General features: G+C 64.0%; 13 protein-coding genes. 10 read left to right on the top strand and 3 right to left on the bottom strand.

The annotated features are described in order from the left end of the window. Positions 1 to 152 precede the first annotated feature (152 nt). Positions 153 to 2,405, bottom strand: coding sequence for a polysaccharide biosynthesis tyrosine autokinase (locus HQ394_RS04755; RefSeq protein WP_190262278.1), 2,253 nt, complete (start codon positions 2,403 to 2,405; stop codon positions 153 to 155). Between the two features lie 573 nt (positions 2,406 to 2,978). On the opposite strand from HQ394_RS04755, the gene cmk reads away from it, so the two are divergent. The 10 genes from cmk to HQ394_RS04705 all read left to right on the top strand — a co-directional run bounded on the left by cmk (position 2,979) and on the right by HQ394_RS04705 (position 12,558). Then, entirely contained in the window at positions 2,979 to 3,638 is a 660-nt protein-coding gene (gene cmk, locus HQ394_RS04750) for a (d)CMP kinase (RefSeq protein ID WP_190262276.1), read from the top strand. A 215-nt stretch (positions 3,639 to 3,853) separates the two neighbouring features. Beyond that, complete coding sequence (rpsA, locus tag HQ394_RS04745; protein WP_223291852.1) at positions 3,854 to 5,641, top strand: 30S ribosomal protein S1; 1,788 nt, start codon at positions 3,854 to 3,856, stop codon at positions 5,639 to 5,641. 38 nt (positions 5,642 to 5,679) lie between these two features. Beyond that, entirely contained in the window at positions 5,680 to 6,582 is a 903-nt protein-coding gene (gene sppA / locus HQ394_RS04740; RefSeq protein ID WP_190262273.1) for a signal peptide peptidase SppA, read from the top strand. A gap of 83 nt (positions 6,583 to 6,665) precedes the next feature. After that, positions 6,666 to 6,950: an integration host factor subunit beta gene (gene ihfB / locus HQ394_RS04735; protein WP_190262271.1), complete on the top strand. Its 285-nt coding sequence runs from the start codon at positions 6,666 to 6,668 to the stop codon at positions 6,948 to 6,950. 37 nt (positions 6,951 to 6,987) lie between these two features. Next, positions 6,988 to 7,329: a LapA family protein gene (locus tag HQ394_RS04730; protein ID WP_223291851.1), complete on the top strand. Its 342-nt coding sequence runs from the start codon at positions 6,988 to 6,990 to the stop codon at positions 7,327 to 7,329. 128 nt (positions 7,330 to 7,457) lie between these two features. Then, on the top strand, positions 7,458 to 8,099 hold the full coding sequence (locus HQ394_RS04725; protein ID WP_190262268.1) for a phosphoribosylanthranilate isomerase: 642 nt from the start codon (positions 7,458 to 7,460) through the stop codon (positions 8,097 to 8,099). 137 nt (positions 8,100 to 8,236) lie between these two features. After that, a complete protein-coding gene (gene trpB, locus HQ394_RS04720; RefSeq protein WP_190262266.1) occupies positions 8,237 to 9,448 on the top strand; it encodes a tryptophan synthase subunit beta in 1,212 nt (403 codons plus the stop codon). A 15-nt stretch (positions 9,449 to 9,463) separates the two neighbouring features. Beyond that, positions 9,464 to 10,294: a tryptophan synthase subunit alpha gene (gene trpA / locus HQ394_RS04715; protein WP_190263127.1), complete on the top strand. Its 831-nt coding sequence runs from the start codon at positions 9,464 to 9,466 to the stop codon at positions 10,292 to 10,294. Beyond that, the gene (gene accD, locus HQ394_RS04710; protein ID WP_190262264.1) at positions 10,291 to 11,226 is read left to right on the top strand and encodes an acetyl-CoA carboxylase, carboxyltransferase subunit beta; all 936 of its coding nucleotides are present in this window, start codon (positions 10,291 to 10,293) and stop codon (positions 11,224 to 11,226) included. Before trpA ends, accD begins: the two co-directional genes overlap by 4 nt. A 24-nt stretch (positions 11,227 to 11,250) precedes the next feature. Continuing rightward, complete coding sequence (locus tag HQ394_RS04705) at positions 11,251 to 12,558, top strand: bifunctional folylpolyglutamate synthase/dihydrofolate synthase (RefSeq protein WP_190262262.1); 1,308 nt, start codon at positions 11,251 to 11,253, stop codon at positions 12,556 to 12,558. 44 nt (positions 12,559 to 12,602) lie between these two features. Here the strand turns inward: HQ394_RS04705 and trxA are convergent, their stop codons facing one another. Both trxA and addA read right to left on the bottom strand, forming a co-directional pair. Next, positions 12,603 to 12,929: a thioredoxin TrxA gene (gene trxA / locus HQ394_RS04700; protein ID WP_190262261.1), complete on the bottom strand. Its 327-nt coding sequence runs from the start codon at positions 12,927 to 12,929 to the stop codon at positions 12,603 to 12,605. An 81-nt stretch (positions 12,930 to 13,010) separates the two neighbouring features. After that, positions 13,011 to 16,514: a double-strand break repair helicase AddA gene (gene addA / locus HQ394_RS04695; protein WP_456151537.1), complete on the bottom strand. Its 3,504-nt coding sequence runs from the start codon at positions 16,512 to 16,514 to the stop codon at positions 13,011 to 13,013. Positions 16,515 to 16,534 lie beyond the last annotated feature (20 nt).

The raw sequence follows: 16,534 nt of genomic DNA, 5'->3' as shown, positions 1-16,534 counted from the left end.
GCCGAAGAGGTCCGGGCCGGGGGCGTGAATCCATGCCCGGATTCTATAACCCACAGCTCCGCCTCGCGTTAAGTCCGACAGGCTGCTAGGACACACGCAGCAATCGCAGCCGCATGTGTCCTGGCCGCACCTTGTGCGAATCAGACAGGGCGCTAGCGGGTATAGTAGCTTTTCACACCCTTGTAGTAGTAGCCGGAATCGCCGAAGCCGTACTGGGCGTGGCGTTTGGCGTCGACGCGCGAAAGGATGACACCACTCAGGCTGGCGCCGGTTTCGAGCAGTGTTTTCAGGCCCAACCGCACCACCTCGCGATTGGTGCGACCCCAGCGGGCGACAAAAACGGTGCTATCCACNATGGGGGCGATGATTCGCGCATCGGCAACGGCCATCAGCGGCGGCGTGTCGATAACCACGAGATCGAACTGCTGGGCGAGGGCGCTGAACATCTGGCGCACCTGCGGTGAACTGAGCACCTTCACCGGATCGACGACGAGCTTACCGGCCGGCAGCACGAAGGCTCCGGTCGCCTCGTCCTTGTGAATGACATCCTCGAGCGACGCCTCGCCGCCATAGTATTCCACAAGGCCAGGTCCCTGATGGACTCCCATCAGCTTGTGCACTGACGGCCGGCGGAGGTCTGTCTCGACGACAATCGTCTTCTTGCCGGAGATCGCGCACATCCGGGCAAGGCAGGCGGCAATCGTCGACTTGCCTTCCTTCGGCTGGGCGGAGGTAATCAGCACCGTGCGCGGTGCTGGCCGGCTATAGGAGATGAGAATACTGGTGTAGACGGAGCGTATTGCCTCGGCGAACATGGACGACGGGTTCTTGACCACATAGGCCTCGGGGCCGCCTTCGCCTCGCTTCTGACGGCGGAGAGCGGGAATCAGGCCTAGGGTACGGACCCCGGTCGCTTCTTCCACCTGATCGCCACTGCGGAAGCCCTGATCAAGGGTTTCCAGCGCAAAGGCCAACAGCACGGCCGCCGCGGTCGATAGCACCACAACCATGGCGAGGATCAGGATCTTGCGCGGTGACGTGGGCTTATCTGGAGGCGTGGCGCGGGCGATCACCCGGGCGCTGATGTCGTGCGCCGACAAATCCGACTGGGCACTGAGGTCGGAGAAACGCGACAGGAACTGCTGCAGCGTCGTCTTGTTGGCGTCGGCGTCCTGCTGCAGTGCGCGCAACTGCACTTCCGCCGCATTGGATTGCCCGAGCTTGGCTTCGAGCTGTTTGAGGCTCCCCTGCAGCGAGGATTCGCGTGCGCGAGCGATCGATGCGTCATTCTCCAGCCGCTTGATGATCTTATTGACCTCGGCGCGCATTTTCGCCTGCAGATCGGCCAGTTCGCTGCGGGCGCTGATCATCCGCGGGTGCCGATCGCCCAGATTATCCGCTAGCTCGGCGATGGCACGTTTGACCTCAGTCTCCTGGCGAACCAGGTCGACGATGATGGGCGACCCGAGCACGTCGGCAAGGGACTCGGCGCCACCCGCGGACTGGACCGCCTGCTTGACCTGTGCTAGCCGCGCTTCGGCGGCGGCGCGGTCCGCGCGTGCCGCGATCAACTGGCCATTCAGGTCGGTGACCTGTTGTGAAATCAGCGTGCTGCCGTTGATGTTCGACTGCAGCAGTCCGGCTCGCTGCCGGTAGGCTTCCACCGCGGCGTCAGATTCGGCAACCTTCTGGCGGATATCTTCCAGCTTGCTCCCCAACCATTGATTGGCGCGACGGGTAGCGTCGTACTTAGCCTCGAGGTTCGACAGTAGATAGGCGTCAGCGACCGCGTTGGCCAACTTGGCTGCCTTGAGGGGGTCTTCCGCATCAAAACTGATCTGGATGACCCGGGACTGACCCACCATGGCGACATCCAAACGGTCGAGAAACGTCTGGATCGTGCTATTTTGCTCGCTGGTCTCCTCGTCGCCGGCGTCCTTTGCCTGCGGCAGGAGGTCAGGTGGCAACAGGCCAGTGATGAAGTTGCGGACAGATTTTACCGCAATGCCAATCGCCGACGGTGGTTTAAGCGCGCTATTGAATTCCGGATCGCGAGTCAACTGATAATCGTTGACGATCTTCTCGGCCAGATTCCAGGACTGCAACACGGCAATCTCGCTCTGGATTGCCTCCTTGTCGGGTGTTGTATCGGCCAGGACCTCTTCGAGACTGGATGCGATCTTCGCTTCCTTGGTATCGATGAGAATCTGCGTCGCACCGGTATAGAGTGGCGTAATCGCGAATAATGCGCCGATCGCCATGACCATGCAGAGCACGACAAGGCCGACGATGAGGCCCCGGCGGCGCCACAGCAAGCGTAACAGATCCGTCAGGCTGAGTTCTCGGTCGCCCAAACGGGATCGCCAGTTTAGCCGGTCCGGTGCCGGGGTCGAAGGCTCAGTCACGTAGTTCACTGCCTCATCTCGCTCTTCTGTCGATGGCAAAGGATCTTGCTGCCGCGTGCGCGTTCAGTGTCGCAATTGTGGACCCAACGCGCGTACGAACGGGCTTGGCGTCCCTATGTCTGGGGTAACGCAAGAGGTGAAAAAGGACACAAATACAAAGGCATATAGGATACAGACACAGGCGGTTGTGTGGTCGCGCGAATACCCAAAACAATCCCCGTGGCGGCGCCCCCTTGGCGCTACCTTCAACCCCAGCGCGAATGCTGGATAAGTTCATAGTATCGCTGATGCCAGCCGCGGGCAAGATTTTTGCTGCGTTGCCAAATTGGTTGCCTGAGTGAGTCATCTAGCCGCTAAATTCCAGCCAAATGTCTTCGCACTAGCAGCGAACAGCTTGACACTGTGGGCACGTTTGCAGGATTGGATTTGTCGCCGTCGACCATCGGGCTGCGGGATAGTGACGCAGCCTGCCAAGAGTGGATGATACGGTTCGCAACTACAATGCAGCAGGCTTACCTGACAGTCCGGCCTGACCGGATCATATCCGGGCTAGACGATAGACTCAGTGATTAGATGCATAATTCCAAGAAGGTGATCGCAATCGACGGTCCGGCGGGGGCGGGGAAGGGGACGCTGGCGCGACGGCTGGCGACGCAGTTTGCTTTCGCCCACCTTGACACCGGCCTGCTTTATCGCGGCGTCGGCATGAAGTTGATCGTGGCTGGTCTCGATGCCACTGACGTGGTGGCGGCGAGCGCTGCCGCGCGCTCTTTGCAGCTTCAGGACCTCGATCACCCCGGCCTTCGCAGCGACGAGGCGGCGGTGGCGGCGTCGAAGGTGGCGACGATTGCCGCGGTGCGGCAGGCGTTGCTGCAATTTCAGCGCGACTTCGCCACCCGACCGCCGAATGGCGCCGCTGGCGCGGTTCTTGACGGTCGCGACATCGGCACGGTGGTCTGCCCGTGGGCGCCAATAAAACTTTTTGTCACCGCAGCGGTCGAAATCCGCGCGGCCAGACGGGTTAGGGAGTTGCGGCAGCGCGGGCTGCAAGCTATAGAAGAGCGAGTTCTGCGGGATATGCAGGATCGAGACGCGCGCGATTCCGATCGGTTGGCTTCACCACTGCAACCGGCGGCGGATGCGTTTGTGATCGACACTGGTACGCTCGATCCCGACGCCGTATTTGATGCTGCGATAATGCAGATTGCATCAAACGGTGGTTTCGGGCTCTGAGGCAGGCGCCTGCGGTCGAGGGGCGATCGGATCGGACAAGCGCTCGGAAGGCGATTCAGGGCCGCGCTCCGTACGAAGTGATCCCCAATGCAGGACAAAGCGGTTATGGAAGCGATGCCGGTGGCGGCTGGATGGTACCGCGCTTCGGGACCTACGGATCGCGTGAACAGAAACGAGGAAAGACGAGACAGATGGTAGCTACAGGATCCGAAACCTTGGTTGGCGAGGCGCAGTTCCCTCCCCGGGAGAGTTTCGAGTCGCTTCTTGAGGAATCGCTCGCTGGCGCTGCAACATTTGAGGGTCGGGTCGTCAAAGGCACCGTCGTCGCGATCGAGAACGACATGGTGATGGTCGATGTGGGCCTGAAATCGGAAGGTCGGGTCCCGTTAAAGGAGTTTTTCTCCCCCGGCCAGGACACCCAGCTGGTTCGAGGCGACGCGGTCGAGGTCTATGTCGAGCGCTTTGAGGACAAGGACGGCGCGGTCATCCTCAGCCGCGAGAAGGCGCGACGCGAAGAGGCGTGGAATCACCTGGAACGAGCGTTCAAGAGCAACGAACGTATCAACGGGGTGATCTTTGGTCGGGTCAAGGGCGGCTTTATTGTCGATCTGGCAGGTGCGGTTGCTTTTTTGCCCGGCAGTCAGGTGGATATCCGCCCAGTGCGCGACATCACACCGCTGATGAACACGCCGCAGCCGTTTCAAATCCTGAAAATGGACCGGACGCGCAATAATATTGTCGTTTCCCGCCGCGCCGTGCTCGAAGAGACGCGTGCGGAAGCCCGATCGGAGCTGATCGCCAATCTGCGCGAGGGGCAGATCCTCGAGGGTGTCGTCAAGAACATCACCGATTATGGTGCGTTCGTCGACCTGGGCGGCGTCGATGGCCTCCTGCACGTGACCGACATCTCCTGGAAACGCATCAACCATCCGACCGAAGCGCTGCAGATCGGCGAGACGGTGAAGGTGCAGGTCATCCGCTTCAATCCGGAGACGCAGCGCATCTCGCTCGGCATGAAGCAGCTCGAAGCCGACCCCTGGGAAGGCGTCGACCTCAAGTATCCGGTGGGCGCACGGTTTACCGGTCGGGTGACCAATATCACCGACTACGGTGCCTTCATCGAGCTTGAGCCGGGCGTCGAAGGCTTGGTGCACGTCTCGGAGATGAGCTGGACGAAGAAGAACGTCCATCCGGGCAAGATCGTTTCCACCAGCCAGGAGGTGGAAGTGGTCGTTCTCGATGTGGATCGCGACAAGCGTCGGATCAGCCTCGGGCTCAAGCAGTGCCTGCCCAATCCGTGGGAGGATTTCGTCGAGAAGTTCCCTGTCGGCTCGGTGGTGGATGGCGAAGTCAAGAACATCACCGACTTCGGGCTGTTCGTTGGCCTTACCGGCGAAATCGACGGCATGGTGCACCTGTCCGACCTGTCGTGGGAGCTGAGCGGCGAACAGGCTATCGCCGGTTTCAAGCGCAGCGATCAGGTGCGTGCCAAGGTTCTCGATGTGGACGTGGAGAAGGAGCGGATCAGCCTTGGTATCAAGCAGCTGATCGACGACCCCTTCGAGTCCGGCATCAACAAGCTGCGCAAAGGCGCGGTGGTCACCTGCACCGTCTCGGCTGTGCTCGATAACGCGGTGGAGGTCCGTCTCAACGACGGTATTCCTGGCGTCATCCGCAAATCGGAGCTGTCGCGCGATCGGGTCGAACAGCGGCCAGACCGTTTTGCCACCGGTGAAAAGGTCGACGCCAAGATCATCCAGATCGACCACCCTGGCCGCAAGGTTCTGCTGTCGATAAAGGCGCGTGAGCTGGATGAAGAAAAGCAGGCAGTTGCCACTTACGGCTCCTCCGACTCCGGTGCCAGCCTAGGCGAAATTCTCGGCGCAGCGATCAAGGAAAAGCGTCAGTCGGCCGAGCGTGCGGAACAGGCAAGCCGGGCGTCCGACGGTAACGACGACGACGATAACGATAACGATAACGATAACGATAACGACAAGGCCTAATCTCGGGCGTACGGCGCGCGGCCGCTAACGGACACAGGATGGCTATCGACACCGATTTCCTCGTCGACCGTCGGCGGCTGAAGCGTCATCTGACCTTCTGGCGGATAGCTGCTATCGTCCTGATGATAGCAGCAATTATCATCGGCCTGCGCCCCCTTGTGCGGCTACAGGCGGGCGATCACGTGGCGCGCCTCCTCGTCGAAGGCGTGATCGTTGACGACCGTGAGCGTGATCAGGCCCTCAGCCGCATCGCCGACGACGACCGGGTCAAAGCGCTGATTGTCCATATCGACAGTCCGGGCGGGACGGTCGTTGGAGGCGAAACCCTCTACGCCCGCCTGCGCGAAACCGCCCGACACAAGCCGGTGGTTGCGGTGATGGGCAATCTCGCCACCTCGGCAGCCTACATGACAGCGATCGGCAGCGACCGCATTTTTGCCCGTGAGGGTACGGTAACGGGGTCGATCGGGGTCATTCTGCAATCAGCCGACGTGACCGGGCTGTTGAGCCGGTTGGGAATCAAGCCCGAAGCAATTAAGAGTTCGCCACTGAAGGCTCAGCCGAACCCGCTCGAGACGTTCACCNCCGAAGCACGTGAAGCGATGCGGCTGGTCATCAGCGACATCTACAACGGCTTTGTGGCGATGGTGAGCGAACGCCGGGGGCTGACCGGGCAGCAGCTGGCGAGCGTTGCCGATGGCAGGGTGTTCAGTGGCCGGCAGGCGATCGCAAGTGGTCTGGTGGATCAACTCGGCGGCGAGGAGGAAGCGAGAGCTTGGCTGCAATCCTCCCACGGGATCAGTACACAGTTGCCGGCGATCGATCTGGAAACTGACGATACGGAGAAGACGCTGCGTGACCTCGTTGGCGGCGCCTTTGGAAAAGCGCTTNTTTCTGAAAGGCTTAGTCTTGACGGGGTGGTCTCCCTCTGGCACCCTTGAGGCCGCGTCACGGGCGAGAAGAGGCAACTCGGTTGCCTCCCCACGACCGGCGAGGATCGTTGTAAGGGAGGGAGGTTCCGCAGGTGACTAAATCGGAGTTGATCGCACGGTTGGCAGCCGCCAATCCGCACCTCTATCAGCGCGATGTGGAACGGATCGTGACAACAATCATTGAGGAGATATCCGGCGCTTTGGAGCGAGGCGATCGGGTTGAACTGCGCGGCTTCGGCGCCTTTTCAGTAAAGGAACGAGGCGCCCGGGTTGGCCGCAATCCGCGCACCGGCGAGGCCGTTGACGTCGACTCCAAATACGTTCCCTACTTCAAAACCGGCAAGCAATTGCGCGAAAAGCTGAATACGGATGAATAATCGATATTCCTTCCTTGCGAGCGAGAGGTAAGCCAGCGTGTTGAAGGTGATTTTCTGGCTTGTTGCCTTGCTGCTGATCACGTTCGTGATTGTCTTTGCGGCAACAAATCCCAACCCGGTCTCGCTGAACCTCTGGCCGTTTATTGAGCTGGACGTGCCGCTGTACGCGATCGCATTGGTCGGCGCTCTCTTTGGCTTCCTCATTGGCGCCCTTGCCGGTTGGGCACAGGGTTTCAAGGTCCGTCAGCGCAACCGCCAACTGATGCGGGAGCTTGAGCGCGCGCGTCGTGAGGCGATTGGCCTGAACGAACAGGTCGCCAAGCATGAGGCCGCCGTCGCCCAGGCAACGATTCCCTCGCCGCCGGCCGTGGCCGCGTAGCGGCAACCAGAACGGCGACCCAGGCATTGATCTGTTTGCGGCGGCACGATCGACGGCGTGGCAGATTACAGGCGCGGCGTTTGCCGGCGGTGCCGCCATTGCCGGTCGCAGCCGTTCGGAACTGAGCCATGGCGGTTGCCGTCAAGATTTGTGGGCTGAAGACCGAAGTGGCGCTCGCGGTGGCAGTGCAGGGCGGCGCAAGCTTTGTCGGCTTTGTCTTCTTCCCTGCCTCACCGCGGGCCTTGACGCCATGCGAGGCCGCAAGGTTGGTGGTAAAGGTGCCACCGGGTATCCGGCGGGTGGCCGTTGTCGTCGATGCCGATGACCTGACGCTGGAAACGATCCTGACTGCGGCGCCGTTTGATTTTGTTCAGTGCCACGGACGGGAAACGGTGGCGCGGGCACGAGCAATTCGGGAGCGATTTCGCATCGGCGTGATCAAGGCGGTACCGGTGGCCGAGGCAGCCGACCTGGACGCGGCGGCGCCTTACGAGGATGCGGTGGACTGGCTCCTCTTCGACAGCCGGGCGCCCAACCAGGCGCGCCATCCCGGTGGTAACGCCCTGGCCTTCGATTGGTCGCTGCTGCGCGGGCGTGCGTGGCGCCGGCCGTGGTTGCTTGCGGGCGGCCTGCATGCGGGCAATCTTGCCGAGGCGGTGCGCCTTAGCGGTGCGGCGGCGGTGGACGTTTCTTCCGGCATCGAAGATGTTCCGGGCGAAAAGAGCCTCGCCAAGATCGGCCAGTTCCTGGCGGTGGCGAAAGACTTGTGATGTGGTGCCGGGCGCGCCAGGCTTGGGAGACAGCAAGCAGTCGGCAGCGTCGCCGGTGGGCTTAGCCCATCCCGGTTGGATCCCCGGACCGGCACCGTCCTTTGGCGACGGTGCTTCGGGCAGAGGAGGCAAAGACGATGGAGGGTACAAACTCCCTTCGCAACGATCCCGACCAACGCGGACACTTCGGCATCTACGGTGGCCGTTTTGTCGCCGAGACGCTGATGCCGCTGATCTTGTCGGTGGAGCAGGCCTACGATGCGGCGCGGGTTGATCCGGCGTTCATCGCCGAGTTTGATTATTACATGAAGGATTACGTTGGTCGCCCCAGCCCGCTCTATCTGGCCCAGCGCCTGACCGAATACTTTGGTGGCGCGAAAATCTATTTTAAGCGCGATGAACTGAATCATACCGGCGCGCACAAAATCAACAATACACTCGGCCAAGCGCTGATAGCACGGCGCATGGGCAAGACGCGAATCATCGCCGAGACGGGCGCCGGCCAGCACGGCGTGGCGACGGCGACCGTCTGCGCCCTGTTCGGCCTTCGCTGCGAAGTCTACATGGGGGCGACCGACATCGAGCGGCAATCGCCGAACGTCTTCCGGATGAAGCTGCTCGGCGCCACCGTCCGGCCGGTGACCTCGGGCACTGGTACCTTGAAGGACGCGATGAACGAGGCGCTGCGCGACTGGGTCGCCAACGTCGACGACACCTACTACCTGATCGGGACGGTTGCCGGCCCGCATCCCTATCCGGCGATGGTTCGCGATTTTCAGGCGGTCATCGGCCAGGAAGCGCGGGAGCAGATCCTGGCGGCGGAAGGCCGTTTGCCTGACACCCTAGTTGCCTGCATTGGCGGTGGCTCCAATGCCATGGGCCTCTTCCATCCGTTCCTCGACGACGCCGCTGTCCGCATGGTCGGGGTGGAGGCAGCGGGGCGCGGCATCGATACCGGTGCCCACTGCGCCTCGCTGACGGCGGGGCAGCCGGGCGTTCTGCATGGCAACCGCACCTACCTGCTGCAGGATGACGACGGACAGATCTTCGACGGCCATTCCATCGCCGCCGGACTCGATTATCCCGGCGTCGGCCCGGAGCACGCACACCTGCGTGACTGCGGTCGGGTCGACTACGTATCGGTCACCGACGACGAGGCTCTTGCTGCCTTCCAGCTGTGTGCCAAGCTGGAGGGCATCATTCCTGCGCTCGAACCGGCGCACGCGCTGGCGCACGTGGCGCGCATTGCCCCGCAATTGCCGGCGGACCACGTGCTGGTGATGAACATGTGCGGTCGAGGCGACAAGGACGTCTTCACCGTCGGCCATCATCTCGGAATCAAGCTGTGATCAACCNAGAGTCGCATCTATCGCCGTTTCGCGACCCTGCGCGCCGAAGGCCGCGGTGGTCTCATCACCTTCCTCACCGCCGGCGATCCCGATGCCGCAACCGCGGCACAGCTGTTGGCGGCGCTACCCGGAGCCGGCGCCGACCTGATCGAACTCGGGATGCCGTTCACCGATCCCATGGCGGACGGACCGGCGATCCAGGCATCGTCGCTGCGGGCACTGCGGGCGGGACAGACTGTCCGTCGGACGCTGGCAATGGTGAGCGAGTTTCGCCGGTCGGACGATCAGACGCCGGTCATCCTCATGGGTTACTACAATCCGGTCTACGTTTATGGGGTGGAGGCGTTCGTCGCCGATGCGCGGCGTGCCGGTGTCGATGGGCTGATCATCGTCGATCTGCCACCCGAAGAGGCGGACGAGTTGCGACTTCCGGCCGAGGCGGTGGGGCTCGACTTCATCTTCCTGATCGCACCGACCACGGATGCTACGCGGATGCCGACGGTGGTCGCCCATGCGCGGGGCTTCGTCTACCATGTTTCGATCGCCGGGGTGACCGGCACCCGCTCGGCGAGCCTCGACGATGTGGAGCGATCGGTGGCCCGCATCCGCACCGCAACCGACCTGCCGATCGCCGTTGGCTTCGGCATCACCACGCCGGAGCAGGCTGCTGCGATGGCCAGGATCGGCGATGCAGCGGTGGTCGGCACGGCACTGGTTAAACGCGTCGCCGAGCACCTTGATGCGGCCAACCAGCCCATGGCAGGCTTGGTGGACGCGATCACCACCTTCGTCGCCCAATTGGCGCAAGGGGTACGCGCCGGCAGTCGTCGGGAGTCGGCGGCATGAGCTGGCTCTCCGAGGTTGTCCGCCCGAAGCTGCGTGAGCTGGTCGGTGCGCAACGCGATATCCCGGACAATTTGTGGCAGAAGTGTCCGGCCTGTGCGCAGCTGATCTTTCATCGCGACCTGGAGAAGGCGCTGCACGTCTGTCAGCACTGCGGCCATCACATGCGTATTGGGGTCGAGAAGCGGCTGGTGAGCCTGTTCGATGCTGGCGCGTACCGCATTCTCGACCTGCCCAAGGCACCGGTCGATCCGCTGCGCTTCCGCGATGTGCGCAAGTACACCGACCGACTGAAGGAAGCGCAGACGCGCACCGGCCAGCCGGAGGCGATCCGCGTTGCCATCGGTACCCTGGGTGACGTGCCGGCGGTGGTCGCCTGTCTCGATTTCGCTTTTATGGGCGGCTCCATGGGCATCGCCGTGGGCGAGGGCCTGCTCACCGCGGCGCGGGCGGCAGTGAGCGAGCAGTGCGCGCTGATCGTCGTTGCCACCTCGGGTGGGGCGAGGATGCAGGAAGGCATCCTGTCGCTGATGCAGATGGCGCGTACCACCATTGCCGTGAACGAAGTGCGCGAGGCGGGGCTGCCGTATCTCGTCGTCCTGGCCGATCCTACTACCGGCGGCGTCTCCGCATCCTTTGCCATGCTGGGCGATATCACCCTTGCCGAGCCTGGCGCGGTCATTGGCTTTGCCGGCGCGCGGGTGATCGAACAGACGATTCGCGAAAGCCTGCCGGAAGGATTTCAGAAGGCGGAGTATCTGCTGGAACACGGCATGGTGGATATGGTGGTGCCACGCCACCAGCTGGCGGAGACGCTGGCGCGAATCCTGCGGCTATTGCGGCGGCCTGCGGTCGAAGCGAAGGCAGAGGGACCTGGAACCGAAGTGGCGTTGCCGTCGCTAGCGGTGGGTGGGAGCGCTCCGCCCCCGGCATGACGTCCTTGGCATGACGTCCCTGGCATGAGCGCCTCAACCGAGCATGACCCCGGCGCCATCCTGACGCGGCTGCAGGCGTTGCATCCGCGGCTGATCGACCTGTCGCTCGACCGTGTTTATCGACTGCTGCGGCGCCTGGGCGACCCTCACCGATACCTCCCGCCGGTGGTGCACGTGGCCGGGACCAACGGCAAAGGATCGACGGTGGCGTTCCTGCGGGCCATGCTCGCCGCGCATGGGCGAACGACGCACGTCTATACCTCGCCGCACCTCGTGCGGTTCAACGAACGAATCGTTGTTGCCGATCGAATCATTGACGATCAGGCACTAACGACGCTGCTCGCCCGTTGCGAAGCGGCGAATGACGGTGCGCCGATTACCTTCTTCGAGATCACCACCGTTGCCGCGCTGCTCGCGTTCGCCGAGATGCCGGCTGATTTCACCTTGCTAGAAACCGGGCTTGGCGGCCGACTGGATGCAACGAATGTGGTCGACCGTCCGGCACTGACGGTGATCACACCGATTTCCATCGACCATCGCACCTACCTTGGTGAAACCCTGGGCGAGATCGCTTTTGAAAAGGCCGGCATCCTGAAGCCCGGTGTCGCCTGCGTGGTTGCGGCGCAGCCACCGGCGGCTGCACAGGTGATCGCCACGCGGGCGAAGGCGGTGGGGGCACCGCTGGTCCAAGAAGAGCACGAGTGGTCCGTGCGCGCCCGCGGTGACGGGATGCAGTGGCGGGCCGACGGCGTCGAAGACGCGTGGGACCTGCCGGCTCCGGCATTGCCTGGTGCGCATCAGCGGCAGAATGGCGGTGTGGCGATCGCCGCCCTGCACCGGCTGTTCGGGATTGCGGCCGAACGCGAGCGGGTGGCTGCCGGGCTGCGGACGGCCGTCTGGCCGGCACGGCTACAGCACTTGGCGAGCGGTTCGCTGGCGGCGCTGCTGCCGGCCGACTGGGAGCTCTGGCTCGATGGCGGCCACAATCCGGGGGCGGCCGAGGTCCTGGCGACCCAGTTGCGACAGTGGCAGGATCGCCCCTGCTATGGGGTGATCGGCATGCTGCAGACGAAGGACGCCGCCGGCTTCGTTGCGCCGCTGACGCCGCTCTTCGACACCATGGTCACCGTGGATATCCCCGACGAGCCGGCCAGCTTCGCGGCGGAAGCGCTCGCAACACTGATCCGCAGCTGCGGGGCGAACGCGCTGGCTTGCGACGGTATCCGCGGCGCCCTCGCCACCGTTGGCCGGCAGCGCGGGCGCGCCCGGGTACTTATCTGTGGCTCACTGTATCTCGCCGGGCACGTCCTGGCGGCGAACGCCCGCGGCTGATGGCGCCGCCGCGAGCAGGCGACGGACCGGCCGATCAGGGCCGATCAGGCCACGGACAGGACGGACTCGACCCACTCGAACAGTTTACCCTTCGGCAGTGCGCCGATCCGGGTGGCGGCAACTTGTCCATCCTTGAACAGCATCAGCGTCGGAATGCCGCGAACACCATATTTCGATGGTGTCATCGGATTTTCATCGATATTGAGTTTGGCGACGGTGACGCGGGCGCCCAACTCCTTGTCGAGATCTTCCAGTGCCGGCGCAATCTGCCTGCAGGGACCGCACCACTCGGCCCAGAAGTCGACAAGAACGGGCTTCTCGCTCTTGAGCACATCGGTGGAAAACGAGTCATCGGTAACGGGCTTCGGCATTTGGTTATCCCTGCAGCTTCATAACGCGAGCCAACCTGAGCTTGCGTCCTAGTCCCACAATCTATGGAGCGACATCGGGGGTCAAGGCGTCAACCCCGCGAGAGTCTCATCGCTAAGCTGCATTAATCGCGGCGCATCTGTCCACAAGATCAGGCATTCCACCGGGCGGTCGGGGAATACGGCGCTCAGGGCGCGGCGATAGAGCGCCATCTGCCGCAGGTAAGCGGGCGATACGCGCCCCGGATCGTCCGGTGGCGGCCGGTCGGTCTTGTAGTCGAGGACGGTGATGCGTTCGGGGCTGACCACCAGCCGATCGACGCGAGCGCTCAACAGTCGCCCGTCCACCTCGCCGGAGATCGGCACTTCCGCCAGGCTGTCCGGACCGAAGATCGATGCGAACTGCGGGTTATCGACGATCGCCAGCACCTGGCGCATCACATCCGCCTGTTCGGCAGCGGCTAGCCCACGCGCCTGACGGGCGAGCCAGTGGCGAACCGCCTCGTCGCGGCCGCTACCGGTCACNTGCGGCAGGCTTTGCAGCAAGCGGTGAATGATCTGGCCGCGCCGATAGCCACCCTCACCGCTGGCGGTCAGCGGCGGGCGGATCGGCGGATCGGCGGCATCCACCGCGCGCGAGGGCGACAAGGGCCGCGGCACCGGGCGGACCTCGGCCGGTAATGTTGTCGCCCACCCAGGCAGGTCCGGCAGCTGCACTGCCTCGCTTGCCGGCTGCGCTTGCGGCTGCACGCGTTGCGGCGACCGCAGGCGATAGACGACGGGATCGGCGTCGAACTCGTCCCGCTCCTTCGCCTCCTGCAGGAAGGGATCGTTTTCGGTGGCGACGGCGGCAGCACTGAGCCCGTCCTTGATCAACTGGTACCAGCAGCCCTCGGACGGCTTTTGTTTGCCGTGCCAGCCGCAGACGATCAGCCGATCTTCGGCGCGGGTCATCGCCACGTAGAGGAGGCGGCGATATTCCGCCCGCTGCCGCGCTTTCAGTTGCGCATGCTCCGCCTGTGTCACCACCTCGCGCGCGTCGGCGGCGGGCGGCCAGAGCGGCAGCAACGCCCCGCCGCTCAGCGCCTGCGTCCACAGAATCGGCGGCGGCCGACCAGCGGTATGTACCTGCGGTACCCTGCTGGTATCGGGCAGAAAGACGATCGGCGCCTGCAAGCCTTTGGCGCCATGCACGGTCATCACCCGCACCGCATCCCGCGTCGCCTGCTCCATGTCGCGTTTGATCTGCACCGCCGAGGTTTCCAGCCAGTGGAGGAAGCCCTCCAGGGTCGGCGGATGCGTCCGTTCGTAGCGCATCGCCAGATCGAGGAACTCGGTGATCGGCTCGTCGGCTTCGTGGCCAAGGCGGGCAAAGAAGCGCCGCCGCCCGCGTAGCGGTCCGAGCACGTGGGAGAAGAACTCGAAGGGCGGGATCTGATCGGCGATCGCCATCAGGTCGCGGAGAAACGTACGCGCTGCGGCGAACGCAGGCTCGTCCTCTGCCGCCTGTAGCGCCCGCCACAAGCTGGTCGTACGACCATGCGCAAAACGGAAAAGCTGATCGTCGTCGAGGCCGAGGAGGGGGCTTTTCAGCACGCAGGCGAGGGTCAGATCGTCCTCCGGCAGCAGGACGAAGCGGCCGAGCGCGATTAGGTCCATCACCGCAATCTGTTCGGTGAGAATCATCCGATCGACGCCGGCGACGGGAACCTGCCGATCTTTCAGTGCGCGGACCAATTGCTCGACGAAGGCGTCCCGGCGGCGCACCAGCACCATCACGTCGCCCGCTTGGATCGGCCGCCCCTGCGAGTCCAGCAGTTCGTGGTTGGCGATCATCCGGGCGATACGGGCGGCCACAAGTCGCGCCAGGCGGCTGTGCGGTGCATCCTTGTCGACGCGATCCACCGGCGGTTTCCATGGTTCCGGCTCATCTTCCTTGCGAGCCGCCAGTTCCGGCCACAGCTCCACTATGCCGCCGTCATCCTGGCGCCTCAGCGACACCTGATGGGCGATCGGCTGGCCGTCGAGGGCGACGCCGTCGCGCGCCGCATCCTGGGCGAAGACCGCATCCACCGCCGCCAGCACCGCCCGGGTGGAGCGAAAGGAGACGCTGAGATCGACGGCACGGAAACGGCTGCCGGCTTCGGTTGCCTCGCCGGCAAAGTGGCGGTGGTTGGCGATGAACTCGGCCGGCTCGGCGCCTTGAAAGCTGAAGATCGACTGCTTGACGTCGCCGACGGCGAAGACGGTGCGCGGTCGCACCGACCGCCGTTCACTGGTGAAGAATTCCGCCGTCAGCGCCCGGATCACCCGCCACTGATCCGGGTTGGTGTCCTGCGCCTCGTCGATCAGCACGTGGTCGATGCCGCCGTCGAGCTTGAACAGTACCCACGACGCGCCGCCGTCTCGTTCCAGCAGCTGGGCTGTGGCGCGGATCAGGTCATCGTAGTCGAGCAGTGCGCGCGCCTGTTTCGTCCGCGCGTAGACATCGAGCAGCGCGGTGGCGACGGTGAGCAGAGCGGCACTCGCTTCTGCGGTCACCGCCGCCCGCTGCCGCAGCAGGGTGGCAACCAGCCGCTCGGCTTCGTCATTGAGGATGGCCTCCGCCGCCGGCCAAGCCTTCAGCACCCCGCTGGTCGCCAGCGTCTTCTTCGGCTGCGGCAGGTCGGTTTCCTTATCCTTGGTTACATAGGCTTTCGCGTATTTGGCGAATCCGCTCGCCCGCGTGGTGACGTTGCCTTCGAGCCAATCGGCGATGGCGGTCGCTCGCTCTCGGTCCGTCTTGCCGCCAGCAGCCAGCGCCGCCATCGCTGCTCGCAGAGCATCGGCTTCGAAAGCACCGTCGGCGCAGGCACTGGTGACGACGGTCTCCGGCGTCTCGCCGGTCGCCAGGCCGAGGCGTGCATGGATCGCGACGATGGCCGCTTTAATCGAGCCACAGGCCTGGAGCGTCCCCTGCAACCGGCCGGCTTCGCTTGCCAGCATCTGCACCAGCGCCTGGAAGCCGGTTTCCGCCACATGGCCGGTGATCACGGCGACGGCCGCGGTCAGTCCGCCTTCTGCCTGCTCGGCACTGCTCAACACCTGTCGTGCCGCATCGGCGAGCATTTCGCCGGCATCACGTTCATCGACCACGGCGAAGTGTGGGGCGATGCCGGCTTCGAGCGGGAAGCGGCCGAGCAGTGACTGACAGAAGGCATGGATCGTCTGGATATTCATCCCGCCCGGGGTGTCGAGGACGCGGACGAACAACTGCCGGCCGAGCACCGCCTCGTCGTCGTTCGGTATCCGGCCGAGCAGGCCTTGCAGCGCCAGGGTGAGCGCCTTCGCCGGCATCGTCGCCCAATCGCTCAACTGGTCGGCGATGCGCTTGTTCATCTCCGCCGCGGCGGCACGGGTGAAGGTGAGGCAGAGGATGCGGTGCGGTGGCGTCCCCTGCAGCATCAGGCTCAGCACCCGGTCGGTGAGCACCTTGGTCTTGCCGGTGCCGGCGGAGGCACCGACCCAGACAGATGCGTTCGGATCGGCGGCCGCCTGACGCTGCAGCGCATCGGGGGTAGCATCGTGAGCAGCATTCGGGTCAGGCATCGGCGGCGAGAGGGCGTCGG

The sequence above is a fragment of the Defluviicoccus vanus genome, assembly GCF_014672695.1.
GTDB classification, from domain to species: domain Bacteria; phylum Pseudomonadota; class Alphaproteobacteria; order Rhodospirillales; family Defluviicoccaceae; genus Defluviicoccus; species Defluviicoccus vanus.
The sequence above is the reverse complement of the archived record's forward strand: the minus strand, read 5'-3'. Positions and strand labels throughout refer to the sequence as shown.